The sequence below is a fragment of the Cupriavidus phytorum genome (assembly GCF_003254285.1).
GTDB classification, from domain to species: Bacteria; Pseudomonadota; Gammaproteobacteria; order Burkholderiales; family Burkholderiaceae; genus Cupriavidus; species Cupriavidus phytorum.
The window spans coordinates 24,054-37,726 of the sequence record NZ_QKZN01000019.1; the positions used below are offsets into that span (position 1 = coordinate 24,054).

At 69.3% G+C, this 13,673-nt stretch carries 12 protein-coding genes; 6 read left to right on the plus strand and 6 right to left on the minus strand.

Annotation, left to right across the window (positions count from 1 at the left end; all coding sequences use genetic code 11):
* Nucleotides 1–37 precede the first annotated feature (37 nt).
* The 3 genes from C7416_RS27490 to C7416_RS27500 all read right to left on the minus strand — a co-directional run bounded on the left by C7416_RS27490 (nucleotide 38) and on the right by C7416_RS27500 (nucleotide 4,741).
* Entirely contained in the window at nucleotides 38–1,363 is a 1,326-nt protein-coding gene (locus C7416_RS27490; RefSeq protein WP_062796507.1) for a sigma-54-dependent transcriptional regulator, read from the minus strand.
* Between the two features lie 8 nt (nucleotides 1,364–1,371).
* On the minus strand, nucleotides 1,372–3,378 hold the full coding sequence (locus C7416_RS27495) for a sensor histidine kinase (protein ID WP_111521798.1): 2,007 nt from the start codon (nucleotides 3,376–3,378) through the stop codon (nucleotides 1,372–1,374).
* A 61-nt stretch (nucleotides 3,379–3,439) separates the two neighbouring features.
* Nucleotides 3,440–4,741, minus strand: a complete 1,302-nt coding sequence (locus tag C7416_RS27500; RefSeq protein WP_111521799.1) for a dicarboxylate/amino acid:cation symporter — start codon at nucleotides 4,739–4,741, stop codon at nucleotides 3,440–3,442.
* 390 nt (nucleotides 4,742–5,131) lie between these two features.
* Here C7416_RS27500 and C7416_RS27505 point away from each other — a divergent pair, with 390 nt between their 5' ends.
* From C7416_RS27505 to C7416_RS27525, 5 genes are all read left to right on the plus strand, one after another.
* Entirely contained in the window at nucleotides 5,132–5,452 is a 321-nt protein-coding gene (locus C7416_RS27505; RefSeq protein ID WP_012351580.1) for a (2Fe-2S) ferredoxin domain-containing protein, read from the plus strand.
* Between the two features lie 140 nt (nucleotides 5,453–5,592).
* Complete coding sequence (locus tag C7416_RS27510) at nucleotides 5,593–6,234, plus strand: alpha/beta hydrolase (protein WP_012351581.1); 642 nt, start codon at nucleotides 5,593–5,595, stop codon at nucleotides 6,232–6,234.
* Between the two features lie 64 nt (nucleotides 6,235–6,298).
* Nucleotides 6,299–7,498, plus strand: a complete 1,200-nt coding sequence (locus C7416_RS27515) for a D-alanyl-D-alanine carboxypeptidase family protein (RefSeq protein ID WP_111521800.1) — start codon at nucleotides 6,299–6,301, stop codon at nucleotides 7,496–7,498.
* 61 nt (nucleotides 7,499–7,559) lie between these two features.
* The gene (locus tag C7416_RS27520) at nucleotides 7,560–7,868 is read left to right on the plus strand and encodes a YbeD family protein (protein ID WP_111521801.1); all 309 of its coding nucleotides are present in this window, start codon (nucleotides 7,560–7,562) and stop codon (nucleotides 7,866–7,868) included.
* Between the two features lie 211 nt (nucleotides 7,869–8,079).
* Nucleotides 8,080–9,276 carry a class I SAM-dependent rRNA methyltransferase gene (locus tag C7416_RS27525; RefSeq protein WP_111521802.1) on the plus strand — a complete coding sequence of 399 codons (1,197 nt, stop codon included), beginning with the start codon at nucleotides 8,080–8,082 and terminating at the stop codon, nucleotides 9,274–9,276.
* A 197-nt stretch (nucleotides 9,277–9,473) separates the two neighbouring features.
* Here the strand turns inward: C7416_RS27525 and C7416_RS27530 are convergent, their stop codons facing one another.
* From C7416_RS27530 to C7416_RS27540, 3 genes are all read right to left on the minus strand, one after another.
* Nucleotides 9,474–11,582 carry an ATP-dependent helicase gene (locus tag C7416_RS27530; protein ID WP_111521818.1) on the minus strand — a complete coding sequence of 703 codons (2,109 nt, stop codon included), beginning with the start codon at nucleotides 11,580–11,582 and terminating at the stop codon, nucleotides 9,474–9,476.
* Between the two features lie 152 nt (nucleotides 11,583–11,734).
* Nucleotides 11,735–12,268 carry a TlpA disulfide reductase family protein gene (locus tag C7416_RS27535; RefSeq protein ID WP_062796523.1) on the minus strand — a complete coding sequence of 178 codons (534 nt, stop codon included), beginning with the start codon at nucleotides 12,266–12,268 and terminating at the stop codon, nucleotides 11,735–11,737.
* A gap of 134 nt (nucleotides 12,269–12,402) precedes the next feature.
* Nucleotides 12,403–12,906 (minus strand): thioredoxin fold domain-containing protein, encoded by a 504-nt coding sequence (locus tag C7416_RS27540; protein ID WP_111521803.1) that lies wholly within the window; start codon nucleotides 12,904–12,906, stop codon nucleotides 12,403–12,405.
* Between the two features lie 130 nt (nucleotides 12,907–13,036).
* Between C7416_RS27540 and C7416_RS27545 the strand changes: the two genes are divergently transcribed.
* Complete coding sequence (locus C7416_RS27545; protein WP_111521804.1) at nucleotides 13,037–13,639, plus strand: hypothetical protein; 603 nt, start codon at nucleotides 13,037–13,039, stop codon at nucleotides 13,637–13,639.
* The last annotated feature ends 34 nt before the right edge of the window (nucleotides 13,640–13,673 follow it).

Below are 13,673 nucleotides of genomic sequence, written 5' to 3' on the forward strand. Positions count from 1 at the left end.
GACGGCGCCGTGGCAGCGCGATGAAGCGCGCATGACATCACAGCCCGTAGCGCTTGATCTTGTCGTAGAGCGTGGCCTTGCCCACCTGCAGCAGGTCCGCCGCCTGGCTGACCGCGCCGCCGGTGCGCGCCAGCGCGTCGGCAATCACGGCGCGCTCGAAGTGCTCCATGCGCTCGCGCAGCGGCGCGCCCTCGTCGGGGCCCGCCGCCTGCGCGCCGGCCTGGCCGCCCTCGGGCACGCCCAGCACCATGCGGTCGGCGGCATTGCGCAGCTCGCGCACATTGCCCGGCCACGGGCGCTGGGCCAGCGCCTGGCGCTGCGCCTCGGACAGGATGGGCGCGGGCCGCTGGTAGCGCACCGCTGACACCAGCGAGAAATGCTCGAACAGCGGCACGATGTCCTCGCGCCGCTCGCGCAGCGGCGGCAGCGCGATGGTGACGACGTTGAGCCGGTAATACAGGTCTTCGCGGAAGGTGCCTTGTGCCACCAGCGCATCCATGTCGCCCTTGGCCGCGGCGACGATGCGTACGTCGATCTTCACCGAAGCGTTCGAGCCCAGCCGCTCCAGCGAGCCTTCCTGCAGCACGCGTAGCAGCTTGACCTGCAGCGCCAGCGGCATGCTCTCGATCTCATCGAGGAAGAGCGTGCCGCCCGAGGCATGCTCGAGCTTGCCGATGCGGCGCTTGCCGGCGCCGGTGAAAGCGCCGGCCTCGTGCCCGAACATTTCGCTCTCGAAGATGGCCTCGGGCACCGCACCGCAATTCAGTGCGATAAAGGGACCCTCGGCGCGCCCGGACAGCGCGTGCAGGCTGCGCGCGACCAGTTCCTTGCCGGTGCCGGTTTCGCCGTTGATCATCACCGGCACGTCGGTGGGCGCGACATTCGCCACCAGCGCACGCACCTGCTCGATCGCGGGCGAGCGGCCGATGATGCGCGTGCCGGCGGCGGGCCCGGCCAGTTCGCGGCGCAGCGCCTGGTTCTCCAGCTCCAGCGCGCGCCGTTCGAGCGCGCGGCGCACGGTGTCGGTAAGGCGATCGGCGCCGAACGGCTTTTCGATGAAGTCATAGGCGCCTTCGCGCATCGCCTGCACCGCCATGGTGATGTCGCCGTGGCCGGTCACCAGGATCACCGGCACGCCGGGCGCGGCGTTGCGGCAGTGCTGCAGCAGGTCCAGCCCGCTGGCGCCGGGCAGGCGCACGTCGGTCACCACCACGCCGGCAAAGGCGCCGTGCAGGTGCGGGATCGCGGCCTCGGCCGAGGGCAGCGCCAGCACGCGGAAGCCGGCCAGCTCCAGGCTTTGCGCGGTGGCCTGCCGCACCAGCGGCTCGTCTTCGACAAACAGGACACGCAGACCGTCTTGCATCGCAGTACTCATGGTGACGCGGAAACCGAGGGCGCGGGATCGATGGCGGGCGCGCGCGCCAGCACCAGCGTGAACTGCGCGCCGCCGCCGGGGACGTTGGCGACGCTGAGCTGGCCGCCGAACTCGCGCACGATCGACGACGAGATCGCCAATCCCAGACCCAGGCCCTGGCCGGTTTCCTTGGTGGTGAAAAAGGGTTCGAACAGGCGCGGCAGCGCTTCCGGCGCGATGCCGGTGCCGTTGTCGCGCACGACGATGGTGACGGCGTGCTCGCCGGCCTGCACTTCCAGGTCGATGCGGCCGAGTTCCGGAGCGGCCGGCGCGGCCGCGGCGATGGCATCGAGCGCATTGCCGAGCAGGTTCAGCAATACCTGTTCCAGCTTCAGCTCGTCGGCGCGCACGGCGAGGCCAGGCACCGCATCCAGGCCAGCGAGGTGGATCGTGACCGCGCCCAGCCGCGGCGCCAGTAGCGCCAGCACGTGGTCGACGGCCGCGCGTAGCGCCACCGGCCGCTGCACCGGGCGCGCCTTGCCGGCAAACAGCTTGAGCTGGCCGGTGATCTTGCCCATGCGCTCGGTCAGGTCGGCGATCGCCGTCAGATTGCCTTCGGCCGCGTCCAGCTGGCCGCGCGCCAGCAGCACGCGGGTGTTGTCCGAGAACGTGCGCAGCGCCGCCAGCGGCTGGTTCAGCTCATGCGTGATGCCGGCCGCCATCTGCCCGAGCGCGGCCAGCTTGCTGGCCTGCACCAGCTCGTCCTGCGCCGCGCGCAGCTCGCTTTCGGCGCGGGTGCGCTCGGCCACTTCGTCTTCCAGCTTTTCGTTGATCGCCATCAGGTCGGCGGTGCGGGCCTCGACGCGGCGCTCCAGCTGGTCGTAGGCGGCCTCGAGCAAGCGGCGGCTGTACTGCATGTCGCGCGCGCGCTGGCGGCGCTGGCGCCAGTTGACCAGCAGCAGGCAGATGCAGGCATAGGCCAGCGCCGCGGCCACGGTGGCGTTGCGCGCGTTGGCCAGCACCGGGTCCAGCGGCGCCATCACCTGCATGGTCCAGCCGGCCGGGCCGACGGTGCGGTTCAGCGCCAGGTAGCGGTCGGCGCGCTCGGCGCCGTCCGGCGCGAAGGTGGTGCGGCCGGCCGCGCCCTCGTCGCGCACGCGCACCAGGCGCGCGCCGTGCGCCAGCGTGGTGTCGGCCAGCCAGCGCGTGAGCGGCGACGCCAGCGGTTCCAGCGGCAGCGGCGTGACCGCGCGGCCGTGGTACTGGCGGGTCCGCTCCATCTCCGCGCGCAGCGCCGGCGGCAGCGGGCGCAGCGTGCGGTACTGCCACGCCGGTACCGACGACAGGAAGATCACGCCGTGGTCGTCGCTGACCATCAGCGGCTCGGCGCCGCTGCCGGCGCGCTGGAACCACTCCAGGTTGAGCTTGACCACGGTCACGCCGATGACCTTGCCGCCGGTTTCGATCGGCTGCGCGATGTAGTAGCCGGGCTCGTCGCTGGTAATGCCGATGGCGTAGAAGCGCCCCATCTTGCCGCCCGCGGCGGTCTGGAAATAGGGGCGGAAGCGGTAGTCGGTGCCGACGAAGCTGCCGGGCTGGCCGTGGTTGCTGGCCGCCAGCGCGATGCCGTTGGCGGCGATCACGTAGGTGGCCGACGCATGCGCGCGCCGGTTGACCTCGGCCAGGTACTGGTTGGCGGCGGCGACGCGCTGCGCGTCGTCGGGCGCGGCGAGCAGCCCGCGCACGAAGGGATGCAGCGACACCAGCGCGGGCAGGAACTCGTAGCGGTCGAGCGTGCTTTCGAGCGTGGCGGCGTAGCGGTCGGCGCGCGTCGCGGTGCCTTGCTGCAGGCTGGCCAGGCCGCGCTGGACCGAGACCAGCCAGGTCAGCGCGCACAGCAGCAGCAGGCCCGCGGCGAGGGCGACGGCAAAGCCCCACCAGCGCCCGCTGCCAGCCGCCGGCGCGTGCACCGGGCGGGTGGCGGCGGGGTCATGCACGGCGAGAAAGTCGTCGGAGTGTGGCATCGGCGCGCGAGGGTGTCGCGCCGATGATACCCGCTGGCGCGCGGCCGCGAGTGGGGCCGTTTCAGGCGGCGCGCTGGCCGGCTTCGCCAAGCGCGTCGGCATCGTCGCCGGCACCGTGCTGCAGCACGCGCGCCAGGCGCTTGCGGTCCAGCTCGCGTTCCCACGCCGACACCACCACCGTGGCCACGCCGTTGCCGATGATGTTGGTCAGCGCGCGGCACTCGCTCATGAAGCGGTCGATGCCGAGGATCAGCACCATGCCCGCCACCGGGATGGTCGGCACCACCGCCAGGGTCGCCGCCAGCGTGATGAAGCCCGAGCCGGTCACGCCGCTGGCGCCCTTGGAGGTGATCATCGCCACCGCCAGGATGGTCAGCTGCTGCATCAGCGTCAGCTCGATGCCGGTGGCCTGGGCGATGAAGATCACCGCCATCGTCATGTAGATATTGGTGCCATCGAGGTTGAACGAGTAGCCGGTCGGCACCACCAGGCCCACCACCGACTTGGAGCAGCCCAGCTTCTCCAGCTTTTCCATCATGTGCGGCAGCGCCGCCTCGGACGAGCTGGTGCCCAGCACGATCAGCAGCTCTTCCTTGATGTACGAGATAAAGCGCACGATGCTGAAGCCGGTCATGCGCGCGATCGCGCCCAGCACCACCAGCACGAACACGATGGCGGTGAAGTAGAAGGTGCCGATCAGCTTGAGCAGCGGCACCAGCGAGCCCAGGCCGTACTTGCCGATGGTGAACGCCATCGCGCCGAAGGCGCCGATCGGGGCCACCTTGGTGATCACGTGGACGATGTGGAAGAACACCTTCGAGACCTGCTCGATCAACTGCACCACGATGCGGGCGCGTTCGCCCAGCACCGCCAGCGCGGCGCCGAAGAACAGCGACACCAGCAGGATCTGCAGGATGTCGCCGTTGGCGAAGGCGCTGAACACGGTGTCGGGGATGATGTGCATCAGGAACTCGACCGTGCTCTGGCCGTGCGCCTTCGACACGTACTGGGCGATGGCCTTGGTGTCGAGCGTGGCGGGATCGATGTTGAAGCCCACGCCCGGCTTGAGCAGGTGCGCGGCGCCCAGCCCGATCAGCAGCGCGAAGGTCGACACCACCTCGAAGTACAGCAGCGCCTTGCCGCCGACGCGGCCGACCTTCTTCATGTCGCTCATGCCGGCGATGCCGGTGACCACGGTACAGAAGATGATCGGGCCGATGATCATCTTGATCAGCTTGATGAAGCCATCGCCCAGCGGTTTCATGGCGACGCCGGTGTCGGGCCAGAAGTGGCCGAGCAGGATGCCGATGCAGATGGCGAACAGGACCTGCACGTACAGGATCTTGTAGAAGGGTTTCCTCATGATGTCGTCCTCGGTGTTGACCGTACCCGAGCGGGTCCGCGCGGGCGCGCGCCGTCACGCTTGCGGCGCGTTCAGGGGCGGGAATTCGCAACCGGCATGCCAGTCCAACCGGTATTGCTAACTGGTTGATTCACAAGGAAAGGCTGGCCGCGGGCAGGCGCCGGGCCTCCGGGATTCCGGAATCCCCGACGGGGCGGCTCCGGCGATCCGGAATGGCGGGCGGGCACAGGGTGCGCGAGGCGCCACCTGGCAGGGCCCCGGGGTGGATGGCAGTGCGCGCAAAGCTGCCGCATATCGCGGCCCGCCGCTCGCAACGCCGTATAATTCCGAGCTTCCGTTCAATGCCGTCCGGGCCGTGCCGCCGTCCGGGGCCGTCTTCACACCGTACGCATGCGCAGCTACTACCAGCACCACGTCTTTTTCTGCCTGAACCAGCGCGAGGCCGGCGAGAACTGCTGCGCCAACTACAACGCCAAGGCCATGCAGGAATACGCCAAGAAGCGCTGCAAGGAACTGGGCATCGCCGGCGGCGAAGGCCGCGTGCGCATCAACAAGGCCGGCTGCCTGAACCGCTGTGAACTCGGCCCGGTGCTGGTGGTCTACCCCGAGGCCATCTGGTACACCTATGTCGACGAGCATGACATCGATGAAATCATCGACAGCCATCTGCTCAAGGGCAAGCCGGTCGAGCGGCTGATGGTGGACCGCTGAACGAGAACGAAGTCCGCGGCGCTGCCGATGCCGCAGCGCCGATGCCAGACCCCGCCGCCCGCACGCCGGACGGTTTTTTCATTTTTGCCCCGGGATTTCCGGGCCTGAGCCAGCCGGTTCATCGCCATCCAGACCGCCCTATGAACGCGCATACCCAGGTACTTTCCATCGCCGGCCCCGTCGGCGCGATCGACGTGTCGGTGGACCTGCCGCAAGGCGAGCCCCGAGGCCTGGCGCTGGTGGCACATCCGCATCCGCTGTTCGGCGGCACCAAGGACAACAAGGTCGCGCAGACGCTGGCACGCGCCTTCGTGCAGCTGGGCTATGCCACCGTGCGCCCCAACTTCCGCGGCGTCGGCGCAACCGCCGGCGAGCATGACAACGGCATCGGCGAACAGGACGACCTGCTCGCCGTGGCGGCGTGGATGCGCCAGCAGACCGCGTGGTCGGCGCAGGCCGCGACGCTGCCGCTGGCGCTGGGCGGGTTCTCGTTCGGCAGCTTCGTCAGCACCCATGTGGCGCGGCGCCTGGCCGAGGCCGGCACGCCCGTGCAGCGCCTGGTGCTGGTGGGCACCGCCGCCAGCCGCTGGGAAGTCGCGCAGGTGCCGGCCGACACCATCGTCATCCATGGCGAACAGGACGACACCGTGCCGCTGGCCAGCGTGTTCGACTGGGCCCGCCCGCAGGAGCTGCCGGTGATCGTGATCCCCGGCGCCGACCATTTCTTTCACCGCAAGCTGCACCTGATCAAGCAGCTCGTCGTCAATGCGTGGGACCGGTAAGGCCGGCACGCCCGCCATCCCGGAATTTCCCGCGCCACCTTCTTACCGTCGGAAAAACAGAAACATGCTGAATCGAGCCACGACACGCCTTTCGTCCGCCTTTGCTCCCGCCGCCATCGCCGCCGCCATCGTGCTGGCTACCGCGCCCGCCGCCGTGCTGGCGCAGGGCGTGCCGATGCCGCAGGTCGCAGCCAAGTCGTGGATGCTGTATGACGTCACCAGCGGCCAGGCCCTGGCCTCGCAGAACGCCGATGCGCGCATCGAGCCGGCCTCGCTGACCAAGCTGATGACCGCCTACCTGGCGTTCGAGGCACTCAAGGAAAAGCGCCTGACGCTGGACCAGGCGGTGGTGCCGACCAACCTGGTGCTCAAGGTCAAAAGCGATGAGTCGCGCATGTTCATCGAGCCCAACAAGCCGGTCACGGTGCAGGACCTGCTGCTGGGCCTGATCGTGCAGTCGGGCAACGACGCCGCGCTGGCGCTGGCCGAGGCCGTCGGCGGCTCGGAAGAGGGCTTCGTCGCGATGATGAACCGCGAAGCCCAGCGCATGGGCATGAAGAACACCCACTTCACCAATACCGACGGCATCCCCGACCCGAACCACTACACCACCGCGGTCGACCTGGCGACGCTGACCACGCGCCTGATCAAGGACTTCCCCGAGTACTACAGCATGTACTCGCAGAAGGAGTTCACCTATAACAAGATCAGGCAGCCCAACCGCAACCGCCTGCTGTATATCGACTCGACCGTCGACGGCGTCAAGACCGGCCACACCAAGTCCGCCGGCTATTGCCTGATTTCGTCGGCCAAGCGGCCGCTGGCCAACGTGCCGGACGGCTCGCGCCGCCTGATCTCGATCGTGATCGGCACCACCACCGAACAGGTGCGCACCCAGGAAAGCCTGAAGATCCTCAACTACGGCTTCCAGTTCTTCGACACGCTGCGCCTGTACGACAAGGGCCAGGTGCTGGCCACGCCGGACATCTACAAGGGCAAGAGCGGCACGGTCAAGATCGGCGTGCAGAACGAGACCTTCGTCACCGTGCCCAAGGGCACCGGCGGGCGCCTCAAGCCGGTGCTGGAGCGCCAGGAACTGCTGATCGCGCCGATCTCGGCGGGCCAGCAGGTGGGCATGGTCAAGCTGATGGACGGCACCAACAAGGTGGCCGAATTCCCGGTGGTGGCGCTGGAAGAGGTGCCCGAGGCCGGCTTCTTCGGCCGCCTGTGGGACACCATCCGCCTGTGGTTCAAGCGCAAGTGACCTGAATGCGCGCGAGCCGGAGCGCCACGCGGCGCGCCGGCCTCGCGCCGGAGAATCCGAGATGACGACCGACAACCAAGGCAGCGGCAACAAGCCCGGCGATATTCCGCCGGAGCAGTCGCTGATCGAATACCCGAGCCATTTCCCGATCAAGGTGATGGGCGCGATGCAGGACGGCTTCGCCGAAGCCATCGTCGCGCTGGTGCAGGAGTTCGATCCGGACTTCCACGCCGGCAAGATGGAAATGCGCCCGTCGAGCAAGGGCAACTACCTGGGCCTGACCGTGACGGTATGGGTCACCAGCCGCGAGCAGCTGGATGACCTGTACCGGGCGCTGACTGCGCATCCGATGGTGAAGGTGGTGCTGTAAAGCGCCGGCGTTTGTTCCCCGCTCTGTTTGCTCCCCTCTCCCGCGCGCGGGAGAGGGGATGGGGGAGAGGGCAGGCGCGCGCATACTGACGCGCTTCACTTCGTCTGAAGCTTCTACCCTCTCCCCCAACCCCTCTCCCGCAGGCGGGAGAGGGGAGCCTTCCGCAGCCCTCGCAACGTGTCGGCTGCGGCATGCCAATTCCCATACCAACATGAACACCATCACCCTGAAACCCGGCAAGGAAAAATCCCTGCTGCGCCGGCACCCGTGGATCTATGCCACCGGCATCGCCACCACCGAAGGCCGCTGCGAGCCGGGCGCCACCGTGATCGTGCGCGCCGCCGACGGCCGCTTCCTGGCCAAGGCCGCCTACAGCCCCGAATCGCAGATCCGCGCGCGCGTGTGGACCTTCGACGAGAACGAGCCGGTCGACCACGCCCTGTTCAAGCGCCGCGTGGCCGCGGCCATCGCCTACCGGCGCCAGTCGGTGCAAGACAGCGACGCGGTGCGGCTGATCTTCGGCGAATCGGACCGGCTGCCCGGCCTGATCGTCGACTACTACGGCAACGGCGCCACGGGCCAGCTGGTGTGCCAGTTCAACTCGGCGGGCGTCGAGCACTGGAAGACCGCGATCGTGCAGGCGCTGGTCAAGGAGACCGGCTGCCCCAACGTCTATGAGCGCTCCGACGCCGCGGTGCGCCAGCGCGAGGGCCTGGAGCTGGTGACCGGCGTGCTCGCCGGCGCCGAGCCCGACCCGGCGCTGTCGGTAACCGAGCATGGCGTGCGCTATTACGTCGACGTGCGCAACGGCCACAAGACCGGCTTCTATGTCGATCAGCGCGACAACCGCAAGCTGGTCGGCGATCTCGCCGAAGGGCGCGAGGTGCTGAACTGCTTCTGCTATACCGGCGGCTTCTCTCTGGCCGCGCTGCGCGGCGGGGCGAAAGCGGTGACGTCGATCGATTCGTCCGGCGAGGCGCTGAAGATCGCCGCCGGCAACGTCACGCTGAACGGCTTCGATCCCGAGCGCGCGGCCTGGCTCGACGCCGACGTATTCAAGACGCTGCGCGAATTCCGCGCCGAGGGCCGCCAGTTCGACCTGATCGTTCTGGACCCGCCCAAGTTCGCGCCGTCGGCGCAGCATATCGACCGCGCCGCGCGCGCCTACAAGGAAATCAACCTGGTCGGCACGCAGTTGCTGCGCCCGGGCGGGCTGCTGTTCACGTACTCTTGCTCCGGCGCGATCAGCATGGAGCTGTTCCAGAAGATCGTCGCCGGCGCGGTGACCGATGCGCGGGCGGATGCGCGCATCCTGCGGCGCTTGTCCGCCGGCACGGATCACCCCATGCTGGCGGCGTTTCCAGAAGGGGAATATCTGAAGGGGTTGCTGCTCGAGAAGGTGGCCTGAGCTGAAGACTAACGAGCGGCGATGGCCTTAAGCCGACCGCTTGTTTTCTCGCCTCTCCCGCTTGCGGGAGAGGGGCGGGGGAGAGGGCAGGAGCTCCCACGAAGTGAGGCGCCTCATGGTTTCCACACGCCGGCCCTCTCCTCCCAACACCTCTCCCGCGCGCGGGAGAGGTGAGCACACCCGGGGAACGTTGAGCCTCACCGCCACATATTCCGCATCCGCCCAGCCAGGTCCACCGGCGCCAGCGCGGGTTTGACCGCGCCTTCCCCCGGCATCGGCGGCGGCGGCCACGAGCGGCTGTAGAAGTTCGGCATCACCTTGTTCGGCAAGAACCGCGTGCGCGACGCATACACATGCCGGTCGCCGAAGCCCACCTGCTGGTGCACATAGAACCGCTGCGGCACGATCACGTCGAGGTGGTCCCTGGCCCGCGTCATCGCCACATACAGCAGCCGCCGCTCTTCCTCGATCTCTTCGGTGGTGCCGGTGGCCAGGTCGCTCGGCATGCAGCCGTCGACGGCATTGAGCACGTAGACCGCCTTCCACTCCTGGCCCTTGGCCGAATGGATGGTCGACAGGATCAGGTAGTCCTCGTCGCGCGAGGGCACGCCGGATTCATCGCTCGAGGCACTGGGCGGGTCCAGCGTCAGCTCGGTCAGGAAGCGCTCGCGCGCGCCATAGGTGGCGGCGATGCGCTCCAGCTGCTGCAGGTCGGCATGGCGCGCGGGGGCATCGTCGTGCAGGCGTTCCAGGTGCGGCGCGTACCAGGCCAGCACCTGCTCGAATTCCGACGGCCATGGCGAGGTCGGCGCCATCAGCGCGCGCGCCAGCCCCAGCAGGTCGGCCCACGCCGGCGCGGCGGCCGGCGGCGGCTCGAATTCCTGCAGCGAAAACAGCGGCTCGGTCGCCAGCGCCATGGCATCGAGCACGCGCGCCGCGGTCTTGGGGCCGATGCCGGGCAGCAGTTGCAGCGTGCGGAAGCCCGCCATGCGGTCGCGCGGGTTCTCCAGCCAGCGCACCACCGCCAGCACGTCCTTGACGTGGGTCGATTCCAGGAACTTGAGGCCGCCGAATTTCACGAACGGGATATTGCGCCGCGCCAGCTCGATCTCGACCTGCGCGCTGTGGTCGGCGGCGCGGAACAGCACCGCCTGCGCCATCAGCGCCAGGCCGGCCTCGCGCCGCGCCAGCACCTGCTCGACCACGTAGCGGGCCTGGTCGGCCTCGTCGTTGACCACGATCACGCCCGGTTTTTCGGCCGACTGGCGGTCGGACCACAGGTCCTTGGTATAGCGCTCTGCCGCGAGCCCGATCACCGCGTTGGCGGCCTGCAGGATCGGCTGGGTCGAGCGGTAGTTCTGCGACAGCGTGACCTGCTGCGCCGCCGGCGTGAACTGCGCGGGGAAATCGAGGATATTGCGCACCGTGGCGCCGCGGAAGGCGTAGATCGACTGCGCGTCGTCGCCGACCACGGTCAGGCCGCGGCCATCGGGCCGCAGCGCCAGCAGGATCGACGCCTGCAGCGCGTTGGTGTCCTGGTATTCGTCGACCAGGATATGGTCGAAGCGCGCGCCCATGTCCTGCGCGATGGCGGGCTCGGCCATGGCCTGCGCCCAGTACAGCAGCAGGTCGTCGTAGTCGAGCACGTGCTGCTTCTGCTTGGCCTCGACATAGCCGGCGAACAGCGTGCGCAGCGCATCGGCCCACATCGCATAGCGCGGGAACTGCTGCCTGAGCACGTCTTCCAGCGGCGCCTGGGTGTTGACCACGCGCGAATAGATGGACAGGCAGGTTTCCTTCTTCGGGAAGCGGCTGGCAGTTTCGGATAGGCCCAGGTCGTGGCGCACCACGTGCATCAGGTCGGCGGAATCGCCGCGGTCGCTGATGGTGAAGGCCGGCGACAGGCCCAGCGTCTCGGCGTATTCGCGCAGCAGCCGCGCGCCGATGGCGTGGAAGGTGCCGGACCACTGCAGCGCCGCGCGCCCGGCGCCGGTGCTGGTGCCCAGCGCCTGGTCGACGATGCGCTCGACGCGCCGGCCCATCTCGGCGGCGGCGCGGCGCGAGAACGTCAGCAGCAGGATGCGGCGCGGGTCGGCGCCGCCCAGCATCAGGTGCGCGACCCGGTGTGCCAGCGTATTGGTCTTGCCCGAGCCGGCGCCGGCAATGATCAGCAGCGGCGCCTCGCTGCCGTGCTCGACCGCGGCGCGCTGCTCCGGGTTGAGCCGGGACAGGTAGGCGGGGAGCGCTGCGGCTTCGGGTGATGTGGCTTCGGCGGCTTCGGCGGCGGGGGCAAGGTCCAGGGTCACGGGCGGGGCGGGCAGGAAAGGCTCGGAAATGACTGGCGCCAACTGTATATCCATACAGCCCGCCGGCGCAACCCGCCGCGCGCCGGATCGCGTCAGCAAAGAAAAAAAGGTGCTCGATGAGCACCTTTTGTCGTCTGTTCGCAGCGCGGATGTTACACAGACTTTGCCAGCGCGCCGTCGAGCAGCTTGTGCAGCGCGTCCCATTCGGGCTCGCCGACATAGCGCTTCAGGATGCGGCCTTCCTTGTCGATCACGAAGGTGGTCGGCGTCAGACCCACATTGCCGAAGGCCTTGGCCGCGCTGCCGTCGCTGTCCATCGCCACCTTGAACGGCAGCCCGCGGGTCTTGGCGAAGTTCATCACGTACATGGGCGGGTCGTAGTTCATCGCCACCGCGACGAATTCCAGCCCCTTGCCCTTGAACTGCTCGTAGGTCTTGACCATGTCCGGCATCTCCTTGATGCAGGTGGCGCAGCTGGTGGCCCAGAAGTTGACCAGGTAGACCTTGCCCTTGAGGTCGGCGGTGCTGACCTTTTCGCCGGACAGCAGCGTGAAGGTGGCGGCCGGCGCGGTACCGGACGGCGACAGCGCGCGGTAGCCGAACCAGCCCAGCAGCGCCAGCACCACCACGGCGGCGACGATGGGCCAGGGCTTGCGGGAAGTCTTCGAGGCGGGGGTAGTGGTCATGGGAATCCGGCTGGAGCCGCTTTATTCGTGCAGGTAGGACCGGACAGGGCCGGTCAGCAGTGGGACATTCTAATGCGGCAGGCGTTCGCGCGCTGTGCGGTACCGCCTTGCGGCCACGTGCTGGAACCCTTTCGTCACTTGCGCGCGGCGACGGCGGCGCGCGCCTGCGCCAGCGCCTGCTCCAGGTAGGCGCCGTAGAAGTCGGTCTGCATGCCGCGCAGCGGGCTGGCGGCGGCGCGGCCGTGGCGGTCCAGGAACAGCACCGTCGGCGCCACCCTGACCTGGTGCGCGCGGGCCCAGGCGCGCGCGGTGGTCTGGCTGCCGTCGGCATCGCGCAGCGGCGTGTCGGCGGTCATGTCGAGCTCGCGCACGGCGATCTCGCCGGCGGCCGCCTGCGGGCCCAGGTAGTTGCGGCGCACCGCGTCGCAGTAACTGCAGCCCGGCATCGACACCAGCACCACCAGCGGCTCGCCGCGGCGCGCGGCGTCGGCGCCGTGGGCGGCGAGGTCGGTGGCCGGCGGCAGGTGCGGCGGGCTGGCGGCGGACACGCCGGCCACGACAGCCAGCAGCGCGCCCGCGGCCAGCCAGTGCAGGCAGGAGCGAGAGGTGGCAGCTCGGGCGAGGCGGGACGCAGGCATGGCGGATGTGGGGAGAAGGAGGCGGCGCGGCAAGCACTGGCGCGCCGCTTCCGGGATAATACCGGTTTCCGCGCGCCGGCGACCGCGCCAGCGCGCGCCGTCCCGAGCCTGTGCTTCCGTCCCGTTTTCCATGCGTCCCGTGCTGCCCCCGCCGAGTCCTGCTGCCGCGCCCCGCTGGTCCCTGACATGCTGTGCCGCGCTGCTGGCGCTGGCCCTGTGCGCCTGTTCGCCGCGCTATGACTGGCGCACCATCCAGTCGGGCGAGGGCGGCTACGCCGCGCTCTATCCCGGCAAGCCCACCAGCGCCGCGCGCGACGTGACCATAGCCGGGCGCAAGCTGCCGATGACGATGGAGGCCGCGCGCATCGACGACACGCTCTTCGCCGTGGGCGTGGTGACCCTGCCAGCAGACGACGAAGCGCTGCGGCGCGAGGCCGTGGCGGCGATGCAGGCCGGCCTGCTGGCCAACCTCGGCACGCTGTCGGGCGAGCCGCGCACGCGGCCGGTCACCATCATGAGCGCGGACCGGCCGGGCCGCCCGTTGGCCGGGCTGGAGCTGCAGGCCAGCGGCGTGTCGCCGCAGGACCAGTCGCCGCGCCGGCTCAGCGCGCGGCTGGTGGCGGTGGGCACGCGCGCCTTCCAGGCCGTGGTGCTGGAATCCGGCGAGGCCGCGCGCGACGCGCGCCAGGCCGAGCAGGTCGAGCAGTTCCTGGGCGGGTTCCACCCGTTCTGAGGCGCCGCCGCGCCGCAGCGAATCACAGATGCCG

Bases quoted from the DNA above. Each gene is read 5' to 3' on its own strand.
- C7416_RS27540 (WP_111521803.1), bottom strand. From the start codon at position 12,906: ATGCCTGCGTCCCGCCTCGCCCGAGCTGCCACCTCTCGCTCCTGCCTG.
- C7416_RS27505 (WP_012351580.1), top strand. From the start codon at position 5,132: ATGCGCAGCTACTACCAGCACCACGTCTTTTTCTGCCTGAACCAGCGC.
- C7416_RS27515 (WP_111521800.1), top strand. From the start codon at position 6,299: ATGCTGAATCGAGCCACGACACGCCTTTCGTCCGCCTTTGCTCCCGCC.
- C7416_RS27500 (WP_111521799.1), bottom strand. From the start codon at position 4,741: ATGAGGAAACCCTTCTACAAGATCCTGTACGTGCAGGTCCTGTTCGCC.
- C7416_RS27520 (WP_111521801.1), top strand. From the start codon at position 7,560: ATGACGACCGACAACCAAGGCAGCGGCAACAAGCCCGGCGATATTCCG.
- C7416_RS27535 (WP_062796523.1), bottom strand. From the start codon at position 12,268: ATGACCACTACCCCCGCCTCGAAGACTTCCCGCAAGCCCTGGCCCATC.
- C7416_RS27490 (WP_062796507.1), bottom strand. From the start codon at position 1,363: ATGCAAGACGGTCTGCGTGTCCTGTTTGTCGAAGACGAGCCGCTGGTG.
- C7416_RS27510 (WP_012351581.1), top strand. From the start codon at position 5,593: ATGAACGCGCATACCCAGGTACTTTCCATCGCCGGCCCCGTCGGCGCG.
- C7416_RS27525 (WP_111521802.1), top strand. From the start codon at position 8,080: ATGAACACCATCACCCTGAAACCCGGCAAGGAAAAATCCCTGCTGCGC.
- C7416_RS27495 (WP_111521798.1), bottom strand. From the start codon at position 3,378: ATGCCACACTCCGACGACTTTCTCGCCGTGCATGACCCCGCCGCCACC.
- C7416_RS27545 (WP_111521804.1), top strand. From the start codon at position 13,037: ATGCGTCCCGTGCTGCCCCCGCCGAGTCCTGCTGCCGCGCCCCGCTGG.